General features: G+C 27.0%; 18 protein-coding genes. 8 read left to right on the top strand and 10 right to left on the bottom strand.

Features of this window, described 5'->3' with window-relative positions; genetic code table 11:
• Positions 1–103 precede the first annotated feature (103 nt).
• The gene (locus JOC62_RS07245; RefSeq protein ID WP_204594559.1) at positions 104–973 is read right to left on the bottom strand and encodes a methionyl aminopeptidase; all 870 of its coding nucleotides are present in this window, start codon (positions 971–973) and stop codon (positions 104–106) included.
• 324 nt (positions 974–1,297) lie between these two features.
• On the bottom strand, positions 1,298–1,444 hold the full coding sequence (locus JOC62_RS07240; RefSeq protein ID WP_204594558.1) for a hypothetical protein: 147 nt from the start codon (positions 1,442–1,444) through the stop codon (positions 1,298–1,300).
• 262 nt (positions 1,445–1,706) lie between these two features.
• Between JOC62_RS07240 and JOC62_RS07235 the strand changes: the two genes are divergently transcribed.
• The 5 genes from JOC62_RS07235 to JOC62_RS07215 all read left to right on the top strand — a co-directional run bounded on the left by JOC62_RS07235 (position 1,707) and on the right by JOC62_RS07215 (position 6,501).
• On the top strand, positions 1,707–2,396 hold the full coding sequence (locus tag JOC62_RS07235; protein ID WP_204594557.1) for an efflux RND transporter periplasmic adaptor subunit: 690 nt from the start codon (positions 1,707–1,709) through the stop codon (positions 2,394–2,396).
• Between the two features lie 20 nt (positions 2,397–2,416).
• Positions 2,417–3,100 (top strand): ABC transporter ATP-binding protein, encoded by a 684-nt coding sequence (locus JOC62_RS07230; protein ID WP_204594556.1) that lies wholly within the window; start codon positions 2,417–2,419, stop codon positions 3,098–3,100.
• Between the two features lie 4 nt (positions 3,101–3,104).
• Positions 3,105–4,292, top strand: a complete 1,188-nt coding sequence (locus JOC62_RS07225; protein ID WP_204594555.1) for an ABC transporter permease — start codon at positions 3,105–3,107, stop codon at positions 4,290–4,292.
• 154 nt (positions 4,293–4,446) lie between these two features.
• The gene (locus JOC62_RS07220; protein WP_204594554.1) at positions 4,447–5,118 is read left to right on the top strand and encodes a response regulator transcription factor; all 672 of its coding nucleotides are present in this window, start codon (positions 4,447–4,449) and stop codon (positions 5,116–5,118) included.
• 3 nt (positions 5,119–5,121) lie between these two features.
• Complete coding sequence (locus JOC62_RS07215; protein ID WP_204594553.1) at positions 5,122–6,501, top strand: HAMP domain-containing sensor histidine kinase; 1,380 nt, start codon at positions 5,122–5,124, stop codon at positions 6,499–6,501.
• A gap of 364 nt (positions 6,502–6,865) precedes the next feature.
• On the opposite strand, the gene JOC62_RS07210 is transcribed toward JOC62_RS07215, so the two are convergent.
• Positions 6,866–7,024 carry a hypothetical protein gene (locus JOC62_RS07210; RefSeq protein ID WP_204594552.1) on the bottom strand — a complete coding sequence of 53 codons (159 nt, stop codon included), beginning with the start codon at positions 7,022–7,024 and terminating at the stop codon, positions 6,866–6,868.
• A 105-nt stretch (positions 7,025–7,129) separates the two neighbouring features.
• The gene (locus tag JOC62_RS07205) at positions 7,130–7,924 is read right to left on the bottom strand and encodes a GNAT family N-acetyltransferase (protein WP_204594551.1); all 795 of its coding nucleotides are present in this window, start codon (positions 7,922–7,924) and stop codon (positions 7,130–7,132) included.
• A gap of 184 nt (positions 7,925–8,108) precedes the next feature.
• Between JOC62_RS07205 and JOC62_RS07200 the strand changes: the two genes are divergently transcribed.
• Positions 8,109–8,264, top strand: coding sequence for a hypothetical protein (locus tag JOC62_RS07200; RefSeq protein ID WP_204594550.1), 156 nt, complete (start codon positions 8,109–8,111; stop codon positions 8,262–8,264).
• Between the two features lie 59 nt (positions 8,265–8,323).
• Here the strand turns inward: JOC62_RS07200 and JOC62_RS07195 are convergent, their stop codons facing one another.
• Positions 8,324–8,800, bottom strand: a complete 477-nt coding sequence (locus tag JOC62_RS07195; protein ID WP_204594549.1) for a GNAT family N-acetyltransferase — start codon at positions 8,798–8,800, stop codon at positions 8,324–8,326.
• Between the two features lie 387 nt (positions 8,801–9,187).
• Here JOC62_RS07195 and JOC62_RS07190 point away from each other — a divergent pair, with 387 nt between their 5' ends.
• Entirely contained in the window at positions 9,188–9,397 is a 210-nt protein-coding gene (locus tag JOC62_RS07190; protein WP_204594548.1) for a hypothetical protein, read from the top strand.
• Between the two features lie 82 nt (positions 9,398–9,479).
• Here JOC62_RS07190 and JOC62_RS07185 read toward each other — a convergent pair whose 3' ends face one another.
• The 4 genes from JOC62_RS07185 to JOC62_RS07170 all read right to left on the bottom strand — a co-directional run bounded on the left by JOC62_RS07185 (position 9,480) and on the right by JOC62_RS07170 (position 13,393).
• On the bottom strand, positions 9,480–10,355 hold the full coding sequence (locus JOC62_RS07185; RefSeq protein WP_204594547.1) for a radical SAM/SPASM domain-containing protein: 876 nt from the start codon (positions 10,353–10,355) through the stop codon (positions 9,480–9,482).
• Positions 10,356–10,549: 194 nt separating this feature from the next.
• Positions 10,550–10,936 carry a hypothetical protein gene (locus tag JOC62_RS07180; protein WP_204594546.1) on the bottom strand — a complete coding sequence of 129 codons (387 nt, stop codon included), beginning with the start codon at positions 10,934–10,936 and terminating at the stop codon, positions 10,550–10,552.
• Between the two features lie 137 nt (positions 10,937–11,073).
• Positions 11,074–11,961 carry a tocopherol cyclase family protein gene (locus JOC62_RS07175; RefSeq protein ID WP_204594545.1) on the bottom strand — a complete coding sequence of 296 codons (888 nt, stop codon included), beginning with the start codon at positions 11,959–11,961 and terminating at the stop codon, positions 11,074–11,076.
• On the bottom strand, positions 11,954–13,393 hold the full coding sequence (locus JOC62_RS07170) for an FAD-dependent oxidoreductase (protein WP_204594544.1): 1,440 nt from the start codon (positions 13,391–13,393) through the stop codon (positions 11,954–11,956). Before JOC62_RS07170 ends, JOC62_RS07175 begins: the two co-directional genes overlap by 8 nt.
• 126 nt (positions 13,394–13,519) lie before the next feature.
• On the opposite strand from JOC62_RS07170, the gene JOC62_RS07165 reads away from it, so the two are divergent.
• Positions 13,520–14,410 (top strand): SDR family oxidoreductase, encoded by an 891-nt coding sequence (locus JOC62_RS07165; protein WP_204594543.1) that lies wholly within the window; start codon positions 13,520–13,522, stop codon positions 14,408–14,410.
• A 59-nt stretch (positions 14,411–14,469) separates the two neighbouring features.
• Here JOC62_RS07165 and JOC62_RS07160 read toward each other — a convergent pair whose 3' ends face one another.
• Positions 14,470–16,095: a Mur ligase family protein gene (locus JOC62_RS07160; protein WP_204594542.1), complete on the bottom strand. Its 1,626-nt coding sequence runs from the start codon at positions 16,093–16,095 to the stop codon at positions 14,470–14,472.
• Positions 16,096–16,122 lie beyond the last annotated feature (27 nt).

Below are 16,122 nucleotides of genomic sequence, written 5' to 3'. Positions count from 1 at the left end.
ATTTACAGTTAGTTCATTGTTTTTTTAAAATACTTAATTTAAATTTAACTTTATATAATAAAAAAAGTGTAGAAAATTAATTTTCTACACTTTTTATTAATAATTAATAAGCAATTATTTCTATACCATCTTCTGTAACTAAAATTGTATGTTCCCATTGTGATGATAATGATCCATCTTCTGTTATTGCAGTCCAATCATTATCTTCATCAACAAACACTCCATAATCACCTTGATTTATCATTGGTTCTATAGTGAATGTCATTCCTGGTACTAGTACCATACCTTCTCCTCTATCACCTACATGTGCAACAAATGGATCTTCATGGAACTCTACTCCAACTCCATGTCCACCAAAGTCTCTAACAACAGAATATCCATTCTTCTCAGCATGTTCTTGAACCGCTGCTCCAATGTCTCCTAAGAATCCCCAAGGCTTAACAGCCTCAATTCCTTTTTGAAGACATTCTCTTGATACTTCAACTAATCTTTTAGCTTCCTCTGAGGCATTTCCTATAATAAACATTCTTGATGCGTCTGAATAATATCCATCTTTTATTGTTGATACATCAACATTTATAATATCACCATCTCTTAAAATTATGCTTTCATCAGGTATTCCATGGCATACTTCTTCATTTATTGAAGTACAAACACTCTTTGGAAATCCACCATAGTTTAGAGGGGCAGGTATAGCTCCTTGACTTACTGTATAATCATATACAATCTTATCTATCTCTTCAGTACTCATACCCTCTTTTATTTTTTCTGAAACAAGGTCTAATACTGCATTATTAATTTTTGCACTTCTTCTTATTCCTTCTATTTGTTCTTCATTCTTTATAATTTTTTTAGGAGGCATTAAAAATCCTTGTCTTTTTAAAGAATCGTACTTTTCATCAAAGTCAGCATGACATTTCTTATACTTCTTTCCACTGCCACACCAGCAATCATCATTTCTATTTATTTTCATCTTTTTACCTCTTTCCTTATCTTTCAAAATAATCTCTTATTCTATATTATATCCATTTCAAATAGTTTTTTCAAAAATAATATAATTTAAATTGAAGAAAGGAACTTATAGCTATATAATTATATTTATAGGATAGTTTTCAGAAGATTAACTATCGTTTCAAAAATATAACTCAAAATGGATGTAATTTAATTAAAGTATATCAAATTCATTATATTATTTAATTAAACATAACCATTTAATGTAAAAATATAAAAGTAATAATTACTTCTTCTATATTTTTAAATGCAAAAGAAAGGATGCTCTAATAGCATCCTTTTTTAATTATTCTAATTCATTATTATATTGTTGATTGAATACACTCTCTTTATCTAATTCTAGTTCAGCACATGCTTGTTCAAAGCTACATCCATTCTCGTCCATGTACTTTGCTACATAACTATCGATATTTGGTATTAAGTTAGTATGCATAATTGTTTGCCCCTCCTTTTTATTTAAATACTGAACATTATTGTTCCCTGATAAAAGATTTATATTCTTAATGTAAACATTTAATTACATTATACAGTAAATATTTTGAATATTCACTATATTTTATAAAAAATTATATTTTTATCATTATATGTTTAAAATATCACTTTTTAGAAATACTAAATAATTGAAGTTAGTTCATGTTAAGTTAATATTTATTAATTATTATTTAGTCATCAAACTAATTTAGGAGGATCAATAAATGAGTAAAAAAGCAAAAACAATTATAATAACTGTAATATGTACTATTGCAATATTAGGAGCTGGTGCTGCTTTTACAATTTCAAAAGCAAAAGAAAAAATAGAGCAAAATGTTGATGTTTATCAAACAGCAACTGTAAGTAAAGGTGAATTAAAGGTCTCTGTATCATCATCTGGTATAGTAGTCCCTGAAAATAAAATTAAACCTGATTATGATAATTTAGAGTTTGAACTTACTGTTGATGAAATTGATGTAGTTAATCTAAAAAAAGGTCAAACTGTAAATATTGATATAAACGCATTTCCTGATAAAAAATTCAAAGGAAAAATAGAAAGCATAGCTGATGTTGGCAACACTGTAAATGGAGTTACTACATATGGTGTTATCGTATCATTTGATAAAACTATAAATGGCCTTAAAGCTGGTATGACTGGTACTGGAACAATAACAACTGAAAAGAAAGATAATATTTTATATATTCCAATTGAAGCAATAAATCAAAATGATTCTGGAGAAAATTACGTTATAATTCCTTCAACTAAAGAAGAAAAAATAGTTAAGACAGGAATCCATAATGATGACTCTATCCAAATCACAGAAGGTCTTTCTTCAGGGGACGAGGTGCAACTTCCTACATTAGTAAAGAAGCAAACTAATGGCTTCCCTCCAATGATGAATAGTTCAAAATAATCTTTAGGAGGATATTAATTATGAAACAATATGTTATTGATGTAGAGAATGCTTGTAAAAGCTATACTATGGGGGATGAACATCTTCAAGTGTTAAATAATATTTCTCTTAAAGTAAAAAAAGGAGAATTTGTTGCAATTGTAGGGCCCTCTGGTTCTGGCAAATCTACTTTCATGAACTTTATAGGATGTTTAGATAAAGTAGATACAGGAGTATATCTTCTAGATGGAGAAGATGTAAGAACACTAAATGATAATAAATTATCTGAAATAAGAAATAAAAAAATCGGATTTATATTTCAACAATTTAATCTCTTAAGTAAGTTATCTGCTCTTGAGAATGTTGAACTACCACTTATCTATAGAGGTATGTCTTCATCTGAAAGAAAAAAACGTTCAATGGAAGCTTTAGAGAAAGTTGGATTAGCTGATAGAAGAAACCATCTTCCTACACAATTATCAGGAGGACAGCAGCAAAGGGTTGCAATAGCACGTGCCATTGTAACTGATCCAGAAATACTTCTTTGTGATGAGCCTACGGGAGCTTTAGATACAAAAACAAGTAAAGAGATTATGTCACTTATAAAGGATTTAAATGCTGAAGGAAGAACCATTGTAATTATAACTCACGACCTTAGTGTTGCAGATCAAGCAAAAAGAATAATCAGAATTAAAGATGGAACATTATACGAGGAAAGGGCGTGATTATATGGGTATAATACAAAGCTTTAAATTAGCTTTTAAGCAACTTCTATCAAATAAGATGCGTTCAATACTTACAATGCTTGGAATAATTATTGGAGTACTTTCAGTAACTCTTCTAGTTTCTGTTGCAAATTCAATGACTGAAAGTGTAAACTCTCAAATGACAGATTTAGGATCTAACCTGATAAGTGTTATGGTTACCTCAAAGGATCCAACAGATAAATTATCTTATGATGATTCAAAAAAGTTTAAAGAAATACCAAATATAGATAAAATGTCTGCTGATGTAAACGGAAATGTAGATTTAATATATGGTGATAATAACAAAATAGTTTCAATCACTGGAACAGATAATAATTTTATTTCTTTAGAAAATAAAAAGTTAGAAGATGGTAGATTTATTCTTCCTATAGATGTTGAATATAGTGATAAAATCGTTGTGCTTGGTAATACCATTGCTACTGATATATTTGGATTTGAAAATCCCATAGGCAAATATGTAAGGTTAAATGGTATTAAATATAAGGTAGTTGGTATATTAGCTAAAGATGGCTCTGCCTTAAATTCAACAGATAATAAAATTTATGCACCTATAACTTCAGTTCAAAGACTTATAAAGAATACCTCAGTCTCAACTATGTACTTAAAGGTTAAAGATACTGAAAATATAGATAATACAATGACAGCTATCGAAAGAAAACTAGATAGAACTTTTGATATTAAAAATTCTGATAAAGATAAGATTAAACCTTATACTATAATAAATCAACAACAAATATTAGATACAATAAAAACAATGCAAGGTACAATGACAACAACGGTTGGAGTTATTGCAGGTATCTCATTATTAGTTGGTGGTATTGGAATAATGAATATAATGCTTGTATCAGTTACTGAAAGAACAAGAGAAATTGGTATAAGAAAAGCACTTGGTGCAAAAAGAAAAGATATTTTAATTCAATTCTTAATTGAATCTATAGTGATAAGTTTAATAGGCGGAATAATTGGTGCTATTCTTGGAATATTAGGCTCTATGGCATTTAATTCGGTGCTTGGTGTAACATCTGGTATTTCATGGGGAGTTGTATTCTTTGGTCTTGGCTTCTCAATTTTCATAGGTGTAGTATTTGGACTTATGCCTGCAAATAAAGCCTCAAAGCTTCTTCCAATTGATGCTCTACGTTCAGAATAAAATATTATATTTTAAATCTTAAAAGGACTTTATTATATCAAACTAATATATATTTATCCACTTATATTAGTAAATTCGATATGATATAGTCCTTTTATTTAAGCTCTTAATAATATATACTAAAAATTATTACTGCATTTTAGGAGAAGATTTAATGATTAATATTTTGGTTGTAGATGATGATAAAAATATACGTACACTATTAAACGAAGTACTTAAAAGAGAAAATTATACTGTAATATTATGCTCTAATGGACAAGAAGCCTTAGATGCTGTAGAAAATAATCAGATAAGTATAGCAATAATAGATGTAATGATGCCACTAGTAAATGGATTAGAAGTCACTAAACATATAAAAGATATACTTGATGTACCTATTTTACTTTTAACTGCTAAAGGCGAACTTAATGATAAAATAGATGGATTTAATAAAGGTGCTGATGATTATCTAGTTAAACCTTTTGAAGTTCTTGAGCTTTTACTAAGAATTAAAGCTCTTCTTAGGAGGTATAAAAAAATATCTAAAGATATAATATCTTATTGTGATCTTCTTATTAACTTTAAAGAATGCTCTGTGAAAATAAATAATACTATAATAGACTTTCCTCTCAAGGAATTTCAATTATTATTTAAATTAAGTAGTTTTCCAAATAAAGTTTTTACAAGAAACGAACTTATAGAAGATATTTGGGGAATTGATTACGAAGGTGATGATAGAACAGTTGATGTTCATATAAAAAGAATAAGAGAAAAGTTAGTTTCTAATAACAGTTTAGCTAAAATCACAACTATACGAGGTCTTGGATATAAAATTGAAGGAGATTAATATATGAAAAAGTCTATATATTTTAAGTTAGTAAGCATTTTCTTTTGTGTAATTATATCTAGTATAATAGTTTCTTTTTTTATAACATCGTTTATTTACTCATTTAAAATAAAAAATACTTTACAAAAAACTTTAAATAATACAGTTGAAAATATAGAATCACTATATAAAAATAATAATAAGTCTTCTATAAATTCAATAATTAATATGGATATATTTCATATATCTAATATATCTATTTATGATAAAGATGGTTTAGTTGATGAATTTTCAAAAAATAATTCTCATATTACCATTCCTAAAGATGAAGTTTTAGAGGTTTTAGATGGTAAAAATCATCATTCAGATATAAATTCTAACACTTATCTAGATTCTTCAAATAAATATTTTGCATCGTCTTTTAAGTTTGATGATACGACTTATGCATTATTTATTAAACCTATTAATCTATTTAATGCTCTTGGAATTCATAAATGGATGTTTTTAAACCTATGTATAGTTTTGATTCTTGGTACAATTTCTTATATGATAGTTGCTAAAAATATTGTTAAACCTATAAAAGCAATAACATTAGCATCAAAATATATAAGTAACGGTAGTTATGATATTCAGGTTCAAAATCGTAGAAAAGATGAACTTGGTGAACTTATAAATACATTTAATTACATGATTTCAGAACTTAATAAAACTGAAACTATGAGACAAGAATTCGTATCTTCTGTTTCTCATGAAATTAGAACTCCCCTTACTACTATAAAGGGATTTTCAACCCTTCTATCTTATGATACCTTAAGCGTAGAAGATAGAAGATATTATTCTAATATTATTAATGAAGAGACAAGTAGATTAAGCTTACTTAGTGAAAATCTTTTACGGTTATCATCATTAGATAACATTCATGACAATATAAAAAAAGATGATTTCTTTATTGATGAAGAGATACGAAAAAGTATTTTATCTTTGGAAAGTAAATGGTCTATCAAAAATATCACCTTTGAACTTAATCTTCCAAAAGTTAATATTACTGGAGATAAAGACCTACTCTTTCATGTATGGACTAATCTTATTGAAAATGCTATTAAATTTTCAAATGAAGGTTCTATAATAAATATTTCTTTAGAAGAGACTACTGAATACATCAATATTATTTTTAAAGATTATGGAATGGGAATTTCTAAGGAAAATATTAATAGAATCTTCGAAAGATTTTATAAAAGTGATTCTTCAAGAAATACAAATGGAACTGGACTTGGGCTTTCTATAGTTTCAAAAATCATATCTATTCATGATGGAGAGATTAACGTTAAAAGTGAATTAAATAAAGGAACTACCTTTATCATAAAACTTCCAATTAAGTACAAAAATCTTAAAGAGATAAATTGATTAATTTATCTCTTCTTATTGTTTTATTAAAATGGGAATAGAAACCATAGAATAGCCTCTATGAGCTCTATAAAAAAATTTTTTACACTCTTTATATTCTCTTTTGGTCCGCTTATCTTTAGTTTCATCCTTTAATCCCCCTTATAAGATTTCAATAGATTTATTAATTCTATATACTTACCTTACCATAAAATCAATCTATTATTACATATACAGTATATTATTTACATATCTTTAATTTATTGTGTTAGTAAATATATTAAATAGGGATAGTTAATATATTTCTTCATATTTAAAAAATTATTTTATAAAAATAAGCACTAATTATAAAAAATTAGTGCCTATAAACTACTATATTAAATATTTAATTTATATTTAAATTTCCATTCTCTAATACCTCAACATTTACAATAATATCATCATTTTCATTTACTATAACTATTTCATTTTTCCCATTCTCTTCTTTTAACTCTCCTAAAAATGACCTTAATTTCCATCCATTACTTAATTTTATTTCTCTCATATACTTAACACCCCAAAATATTTATTAGCTACTATATTTACAAACTTTTCCTATAAGTGCTATGAATATTATAATATACGTTGTTAAAATAATCCATAATAAATTTTATTTTTCTATTATCATAGTCCATTTGTCTATGTCCTTAAAACCTAGTTTTTTATAAAGCTTTCCTGCTATAGGATTATCATAAAATAGACATAGAGTTTTTCCTTCTTCTAGCATATCTTTACACAGTTTACTTAAACATTTAGTTACTAACCCTCTATTTCTATATTCTTCTTTTGTTGCAACAGCTACAATCATTCCAGACTTTGAATTTTCTGCAGTGGTTTGAACATTTGCAATAATATCATTTTTTTCATTCTCAATATAATATGTCCTACCTGATTTGCTTCTCATATTCTCTAAAAATTGTTCCTCTGAAGTTCCTGATATATCGCGGAACTCTTTTATTCCATTGACAAAATCACATATTCTTTTTGAATCATTTTCTGTTGCTATCTTTATACTGTCATCATATCCTTTTAATCTATGCTCATCCTTAAGCTCACAAAAGCTTGTTTCTTTAATTTCAAACTCTTTAAAAATGTTTTTAAAATCTTCTATAATACTAGCTTTACCTGATATAACCTTATTTCTACAATCATTACACCTTATAATATTTTTAAAACATTCAACATCACTATCAAACTTATCGTAATATGCAATATAATTTTCATAGTACTTTAAGAAAACTCCCTTTAATTTATTTTCTTCATTAAAACTTCCCCATACGGTCATAAAATTTTTTTCAAATCCATGATTTTCAATATCTCCTATAATAAATAAATTTATAGAAGCTTCTCTATATAAAAATTTTAAAGTGCTATTTCTATCACCCTCATTCAATTTTCTTATCATATCTACGCCCCCTAATATATTCAATTTTCTTATTATTTTTATTTTATCATTATCACTTACTAATTAACACAATTTTCCATGTATTTTCTCCCTTTTTTTATTAAAAAATGAATCATTATTATAATATAAAATTTATCTATAGGTAGAATACTATTACTGTAATGAATTTTAAGGAGATGATTTTATGAAGTATCAGAATGAAAGAATCTACTCAAAAACAAATTATAATTCTAATGGATCAAAACATCCACAACATTGGTCAAAGAATACATTCACAACAACTACGAAGCAACCTGGAATAAATGAAAGTGGAATTGACGCTAAAAACCGAGGTTTTTAAAAAATAATAAAACACCACTATTTAAAATAGTGGTGTTTTATTATTTTAAACTATATATATTAAATTTCCATTTCCATTCTTCTATTTCTTGTAATCATACCTAACGATTCATAGAAATATCTTGCATCTTCATTAAATTCCCATACAGTTAACTGTAATGAAGATAAACCTAATTCCTTAGCATATTCTTTTATATAACTAAATAAAGTTTTTCCTATTCCTCTTCTTTTATAATTTGATTTCACACAAAATTCTTCAATGTATCCATAATATTTATTTTTTGTTAATAACAAACATTTATTATTTATAATATTTAAAATGCTATATGCAACTATCTCATTGTTACATAAATTTATTGCTATAAATATATCAGTAGTTCTACATCTTAATAATTCGTAAAATTCATTTATTGTGATCGGATCTTCTGTAAAATTATATAAATCTGGTCTTGCTTTAGCATGTATATCATTTATTTCTACTACAAGACCCTTAATCTCTTCAAAATCTTCTTCCTTAGCTTTTCTAATCTTTATCATATAATCTATTCCTCCCATAGAATTGAGTCTATAGATACTATGTTTTAATAATAGAAAATATAAATAAATTTGTAGAAAATATTTTTATATAAACTAAAAACTTTAGAAATATAAATCTAAAGTAAATACCAATATTAATTTATATAAAATAAATGGAGCCTAGCGACCGGCGAAAGTCACACTAGGCTCCGTAATTAGCACTATACGTACCAACTGCTCATTTAATATAACATTAATATACTATTTTTGCAACATTTTTTTATTTATTTCTTTAAAACTGTTGTTATTTTACACTAACATTATAATTATACCATACTATTCCATATATTATAACACTATAATATATACAATATATAGTATATAATGGAATAAAAGGAGTGATTTGCTATGAAAAAACTTCTTAATAATATTTTTGTAATATTAATTTTATTTACTATCGCTTTATTTTTAGTTCCTACTTTATATCGTTTAAAAGGTTTTAATAACTCATTAATGGATGGTCCAATTATATTTTATACATCTATTTTATTTGTACTATTCTTATCTTTAAAAGGAGTTTTATCATTAATCGAAGCTCGTAAAAAACATACTAATTAAAAAAATTAAATCTAACATAAAAACTAGTAGCATATTTATAAAGAGATAGTTGAACTTTCGACTATCTCTTTATACTTATTAATTATTTTTTATATCTTTTTGCGTATCCACATCTTTTACATAAATCTTCTACTGCACACCTTCTTGAAAAACCATCATATAGATTTATCGCTCTATCGCCATTTAATATATCTTCTAGATCTTCTTTAAATATATTTCCAAGTTCTATATTTCCTTCACTATCTAAACAGCAGGGAACTACTGTTCCATCTACTAAAACTCCCATTTGATCTCTTAACCCATAGCAAAACATTTCACAATCCGTACTAATTTTATCTATATCTGGCCATTCAAACTTTTCAGCCATATTTAAATAAACTCTATCCCAAAGTTTTATTCCTCTAGTATTCTTAAGGGATTCCTTTAAATCTATTTCAAGTCCTAATTTTGATTCTATCATATTTATTATATCTTTATTGCACTTATTACTTCCTCTTAGCTCATCACTATCCATATTCCAAAGCCTTGTTGATGTAATAACCTTACTCTTTTCCCTTGCCTCTAATATAAAACTCATTACATTATCTATATATTCTTCTAAAGATATCTTATTATCATTTGCTTCGAAGCTATGAAGAGATATATTGACCTGTCTAAGCGCCTTTGATTCTAGTAATATATCTTTAACATTATTTATTAATGTCCCATTTGTAGTTATATTTACTTTTAATCCATTTTCATAACTTATTTCTAAAAATCTTTTTAAATTAGGATTTAAGAATGGTTCACCCATTAAATGAAAATATATATAATCAGTGTATGGCTTTATCTGCTTTATCACTTTAACAAACGCCTCTTCATCCATAAACTGCAATTTTCTACTTGTCTTTGGACAAAAATTACAGCTCAAATTACATACATTAGTTATCTCTATGTATACTTTTTTAAATCTTTTCATACGTATTCTCCTAGTTTTAATAATTTAAACTTCTATTAACCATTATATTTTATTTTAAGGTTATTTAACAGATTAAAATTTTTATATAATAAAATCATTTAAATTCTTATAAAAAATATTATAATTCATAATAAATTAAAAGCAACCTAGATATTTTATTCTAGATTGCTTTTAAATCTTCCGCTCTTCTTCTTCTAACATAATTTTTCTTTAAACTTACTATACCACCGTTTTACCGATGCCCTTTCTCCAATATTTATTCTTTTATAAACTATATTTAAAGGTAATACCTTATTATCATTTACTTCCAAGAATATTGTCTTCCCATCATTTTCTTCCCATACTCCACCAATATTTTTACTAATAACTTCTCCAAGATATCCACCAAATGTCATAGATAAATCTAATATTCTATCGTTATCAAATTGAGTATTTTCATTTGCTTTATGAAATACTTCTAATATATCATCTAGCCATACTAAGCTATCTTCTGAAAAGTCAAGTTTTACGCCTAAGTTATCTTTTGAAAAAATTACTGCTCTAAGGGATGCTTCTTTAAAAATTCTTTCTAATCTCTCCATATTTATGAATACACCTTCTTCCTCATATGCTTAAAGGAGGAAACCTTAAAAGAAATATGACCTTTTAAGATGCCCTCCCTAATAATAAGTATATTCATTTAAAACTATTAAGTGCCACATATTATATATAAATAAAACTATTTTGCTAAATATTCAAAACTACAATTATTGCTGTATAAATTAAATATTAATTCATCATCAATATAAAATTCGAATCTTCCTCTACATGCTAAATTTTCTTGTATTATCCTTGACATATCCCCATTCTCTGGAGCTAATAAATTTTGTGCACTATTGTTTGTGAAGTAAACTTTCAATTTATACTTCCCTCTTTTTAATAAAACAGATTTATCATTGCAATTGACTATTTTCACTCCATTGTATGTAGCTAACCTATATTCCTCGCCTTCATAATAAACACTACATATGCAACCTCTAAAATTTATTCCCATAAATGGAATATCCGCAATAGATACCATTATTGAACATTCATGATTTTCAAAGCAATTACACTGTATCCATAAATATTCTTTAGGAAAAGAACTTCCCCAATCTTTCTCTATATATCCTACTCCATCTTTAAAATCTATTTCCTTATCATTTAGCTTTATACTCCCAGTTAGCTTATGGTATAAACTTATAACTCCATGATTACACTCCATAAATGGGATTTCACGAAATGGTCCCATAATGTCATATTCTATAGTGGTAAATTCCTTATAATTAATTTTTCCTCTAATAGATATATCCCTATTCTCTATATTTATATCAATACCTTCTTTTGAAAAAATGCTTTTACCAATTTGTATTTCTAATTCATCTTTACTACATTTAAAATCTAAAAATGAATATTTAATATTATAAGAATTTGTATTTGTTATCACTTGAATAAATGCTGATTTATTTCCATATTTATCAATATTTATTCCAGGTATAAAGGCTATAGTGTTCTCATTTTTTTGATGCTTAAAATACCATCCTTCAAAAAAGTTCTTTGTCTTATGTTCACCATGGAAATTAATCATCTACAAGTCCTTTAATTGCAGGACCTCCTATTAATCGTCCTTTATAATCAAATCTTGATCCATGACATGGACAATCCCATGTTAGTTCATCTGCATTCCAATGAAGCTGGCATCCTAAGTGAGAACATTTTGTTGATACAATAAATTCTTTCCCCTCTTTATTTTTGTAAACACCAACCTTATCTCCATTATATTCAACAATTCCAGCATGACCATTTTTAATATGCTCTATTTGACTACTTGGAATATATATTTTTTGTGCAATAAAATTTTTAGCTGTTTCACTTATATCTTTAGCAACATTATTTATTGATGCTGACAAATCAAATCTTTTTGGAGAAAATATTTCTGAAAAATCATTTTCTTTTTCTAAGATCATATCTGATATTATCATTGCTGATACCATAGAACTTGTCATTCCCCATTTATTAAATCCTGTAGCAACATATATATTAGGTGTATCATCAGAATATCTACCTATATAAGGTATTCCATCTATAGTCATACAATCTTGAGCTGACCAATAATACTTTTCCTTTGAATTTGGAAATAATTCTTTTGAAACTCTTCTTAACTCATCATAGCTTCCTCCAGTTTCATTATCTCCTGTTCTTTGCTTTATACCACCTAACAATAATAAATCTTTATACATTCTAAAGGAGTATCCACTCTTATCATTATCTATATACATACCATCAATATCTTTTACATTTTCTAAAGCTATAACATAGGATCTTTCTTGATGCATTTTCAAAAAGTAATATCCAGGTTCATTCATTATTGGATAATGTGTTGCTATAATTACAATATCTGCAGTTATTTCTCCCCTATCAGTAAATACTGAGTTTTCTCTAATTTCTACTGCCCTAGTGTTTTCATAGATAATTAAATCCTTTGAAATATTTTCTAAAAACTTAAGTGGATTAAACTGTGCCTGATTATTAAACTTAACAGCTCCATTAACTTTAAAAGGCAGATTAGTCTCTTCAACAAATTCAGCATTAATTCCGACTCTATTAGCTGCTTCTACTTCTTCCTTAAGAATATCTGTTTTATCTAGTGAATATACATAAGCAGCCTTCTCTTCAAAGTCGCAGTCTATTTGTCTTTCTTCAATAATTTCTTTGTACTTTTTTATAGCAAGTTCATTTGCTTTTGCATATTGTCTAGCTTTTTCTTCTCCAAATTCTGATATTAATTTATTATAAATTAAATCATGTTGAGATGTTATCTTTGCAGTAGTATTTTTCGTATTTCCACTTGCTGTTTCAACTCCATCAATTAAAACTACCTCTCTACCATTTTGCTTTAACATATATGCCGTTAATATTCCTGCTATTCCAGCCCCAATAATTAAAATATCAGTTTTTATATCTTTACTTAGAACTTCCCTTCCTCTGAACTTACAACTTTCACTCCATACAGATTCCATAAAATCACCTCATTTTTATTATTCCATTTTTAAAATGATATACACAGGACATATATTGCACCTTTTCACAAATATATCTAGTCTTTCATAAAATAACTAACGATATAAATTCTTTAGGAGGCTTAAATGAATTCATATTATGACAATAATACAAATATAGAAGATTTACCCAAAAACTTTCCACCTCAACATCAGATGCTTCAACCTGGAATCGAATCAATAATGAAACCTCGCCCTATATTTGATAACCCTAAGTATAAAGGCAGTGGCAAGTTAAAAAATAAACGTGTTTTAATTACAGGTGGAGATAGTGGAATTGGTAGGGCAGTCTCAATCGCTTTTGCAAAAGAAGGTGCAGATATTGTAATTTCTTATCTTTATGAAGATGAGGATGCAGAGACTACTAAAAGATATATTGAAAAATATGGTGGTAAGTGTTATCTAATGCCTGGTGATATAATGCATAAAAAGTTTTGCAAAGAATTGGTTCAATTTACAGTTGATACTCTTGGAGGCATAGATATATTAATAAATAATGCAGGTGTTCAGTTTCCACAAAAAAGCATAGAATGCATTTCAGAATCTCAACTAGAATTAACATTTAAAGTGAATCTATATCCCATGTTCTATCTTACACAAGAAGCCGTAAAACATATGGAAAGAGGAAGCACAATAGTAAATACTGCATCTATTACAGCCTATCAAGGTAAAAAAAATCTTATAGATTACTCATCAACTAAAGGAGCAGTTGTAACATTTACACGATCCCTTTCGCAATCACTAATTAAAGATGGAATTAGGGTTAATGCCGTTGCACCTGGTCCTATTTGGACGCCACTTATAGTTTCAAGTTTTTCTGCTGAAGAAGTTACTAAGTTTGGATCTGACGTAGCTATGAAACGTGCTGGACAGCCCTTTGAACTTGCTCCTGCTTATGTATACTTAGCATCTGATGATTCATCATATGTAACAGGACAAGTTATCCATGTAAATGGTGGTGCAATGGTTGAAAGCTAACATACCTTAAATAATTAAGAATAAAAATGTGTGCTTAACTTTATAAACACACATTTTTATTAATTAATAACTTCTAATCCATTCTCTCTTAAATATTTATTTATAGCTGGAATTGTTACGTTTAAAAATTGACTAAATGATACTATTACTTCTCCTGATTTTGCTTCGTTTAAAGCTTTTAATATAGCCTCTTCTTCTTCAAGTAATATTGTTATTTTATCATCATTAAATCCTTTATTTTTAAGTCCCTTATATAATAGCTTTGCTGTTTCTTTCTCTTCTCTTCCCCGTCTGTCTTCCTGTTCTTTAATTATTACCTTATGGCAATAAGATGCAGTTATTTCTCCGAGTTCAACTATATGCTCATTGCTCCTATCTCCAGCAGCTGTTATAATTCCAGTTATTAAGGTTGGATTTAAAGATTTTGCCATATTGAATACTTCATGAAAAGATTCGCTATTATGTCCATAATCTATTATTAATTTAAAATCTTTTATATTTATAACATTTTGTCTGCCTCTATTAGTACTTAAATCGCATTTTAATCCTTTTATAGCATCAATTACTTCATAAATATTATTATGAATTTTATTTATTGCAGCTATTGCTGTCATTACATTTCTTGTGTTACTTTTAGATAATCCGTTATGTGTAAACTCTAGTTCTTTTAAATTTACTAATTTAATTTCTTTACCAAATTTATTATGTACTATAAATTTCCCCCTTGTATAAAATGCCTCCCCTCCATTTTCTGTATGTGCCTTTATTAATTCATTAGGATCATTATCAAATAATATTAATCTATCTTTCTTACTAAAAAGTCTTACTATATCTTTAGTTGCTCTAACTATCATAATACCATCATCATCTAGACCTTCTTTAATTAATGATTTTATTTTTCCTAAATCCTCTATTGTATTAATCCCTTCCATTCCCATATGATCTTCTGATAAAGATGTGATTATTCCAACTTTAGCATTTTTAAAGCCTAACCCTTTTTTAATTATTCCTCCTCTTGCCGTTTCAAGTACGGCAATATCTATATTCTTATTTTTAAGAACCTCTAAAGCACTATAATATCCTGTTGTATCTCCTGTCTTAACTACTTTATTTCCTATATATATTCCTCCAGTAGTAGATGCTCCACTCTTATATCCTAAGGATAATAAAGTGCTATGTATAAGTCTTGTTGTTGTTGTCTTTCCATTAGTTCCTGTTACTGCAATTATAGGAATAATACCATTGTCCTTTAAATTAGAAATAACCTCTGATATTTCTACACTACAAGTTTCTGATTTTGATAAAATAATTGAATTTTTACCATATCCAATTTTAAGATTATTAATATCAATATTTATTGATGGAATATTAATACTATCTAATTCTTTTATTATCTCATAACTCCAGTCATCTTCTAATAATATCTTAGCTCTTTCATAAACCTCTTCCTCATCATCTATTATTCCATAAATAATTAATGAACTGACCATTTCTCTATCATAGCTTAAATATGCTTCATTATCTTTAAGTTCTAATATCTTTCCTTCAATATTTAGTAAAGAGCATATATCTACATATTTTTTTATTATACCTTCTATATTATCTCCCTTTATATAGATAATCTTTGGTATACCTTTTATATTTTTTTCAGCTAGAAATCTAATTTTCTCTACTGTCATATGCATCACACTTCTTCCTATTTACTTAAAGCT

Origin of the sequence: Clostridium sardiniense, assembly GCF_016907995.1 — a bacterium.
Taxonomy (GTDB): domain Bacteria; phylum Bacillota; class Clostridia; order Clostridiales; family Clostridiaceae; genus Clostridium; species Clostridium sardiniense.
The sequence above is the reverse complement of the archived record's forward strand: the minus strand, read 5'-3'. Positions and strand labels throughout refer to the sequence as shown.

What these genes read in the sequence shown, in the direction of transcription:
- JOC62_RS07245 (WP_204594559.1), bottom strand. Translation starts at nt 973, where the DNA reads ATGAAAATAAATAGAAATGATGATTGCTGGTGTGGCAGTGGAAAGAAG.
- JOC62_RS07240 (WP_204594558.1), bottom strand. Translation starts at nt 1,444, where the DNA reads ATGCATACTAACTTAATACCAAATATCGATAGTTATGTAGCAAAGTAC.
- JOC62_RS07235 (WP_204594557.1), top strand. Translation starts at nt 1,707, where the DNA reads ATGAGTAAAAAAGCAAAAACAATTATAATAACTGTAATATGTACTATT.
- JOC62_RS07230 (WP_204594556.1), top strand. Translation starts at nt 2,417, where the DNA reads ATGAAACAATATGTTATTGATGTAGAGAATGCTTGTAAAAGCTATACT.
- JOC62_RS07225 (WP_204594555.1), top strand. Translation starts at nt 3,105, where the DNA reads ATGGGTATAATACAAAGCTTTAAATTAGCTTTTAAGCAACTTCTATCA.
- JOC62_RS07220 (WP_204594554.1), top strand. Translation starts at nt 4,447, where the DNA reads ATGATTAATATTTTGGTTGTAGATGATGATAAAAATATACGTACACTA.
- JOC62_RS07215 (WP_204594553.1), top strand. Translation starts at nt 5,122, where the DNA reads ATGAAAAAGTCTATATATTTTAAGTTAGTAAGCATTTTCTTTTGTGTA.
- JOC62_RS07210 (WP_204594552.1), bottom strand. Translation starts at nt 7,024, where the DNA reads ATGAGAGAAATAAAATTAAGTAATGGATGGAAATTAAGGTCATTTTTA.
- JOC62_RS07205 (WP_204594551.1), bottom strand. Translation starts at nt 7,924, where the DNA reads ATGATAAGAAAATTGAATGAGGGTGATAGAAATAGCACTTTAAAATTT.
- JOC62_RS07200 (WP_204594550.1), top strand. Translation starts at nt 8,109, where the DNA reads ATGAAGTATCAGAATGAAAGAATCTACTCAAAAACAAATTATAATTCT.
- JOC62_RS07195 (WP_204594549.1), bottom strand. Translation starts at nt 8,800, where the DNA reads ATGATAAAGATTAGAAAAGCTAAGGAAGAAGATTTTGAAGAGATTAAG.
- JOC62_RS07190 (WP_204594548.1), top strand. Translation starts at nt 9,188, where the DNA reads ATGAAAAAACTTCTTAATAATATTTTTGTAATATTAATTTTATTTACT.
- JOC62_RS07185 (WP_204594547.1), bottom strand. Translation starts at nt 10,355, where the DNA reads ATGAAAAGATTTAAAAAAGTATACATAGAGATAACTAATGTATGTAAT.
- JOC62_RS07180 (WP_204594546.1), bottom strand. Translation starts at nt 10,936, where the DNA reads ATGGAGAGATTAGAAAGAATTTTTAAAGAAGCATCCCTTAGAGCAGTA.
- JOC62_RS07175 (WP_204594545.1), bottom strand. Translation starts at nt 11,961, where the DNA reads ATGATTAATTTCCATGGTGAACATAAGACAAAGAACTTTTTTGAAGGA.
- JOC62_RS07170 (WP_204594544.1), bottom strand. Translation starts at nt 13,393, where the DNA reads ATGGAATCTGTATGGAGTGAAAGTTGTAAGTTCAGAGGAAGGGAAGTT.
- JOC62_RS07165 (WP_204594543.1), top strand. Translation starts at nt 13,520, where the DNA reads ATGAATTCATATTATGACAATAATACAAATATAGAAGATTTACCCAAA.
- JOC62_RS07160 (WP_204594542.1), bottom strand. Translation starts at nt 16,095, where the DNA reads ATGCATATGACAGTAGAGAAAATTAGATTTCTAGCTGAAAAAAATATA.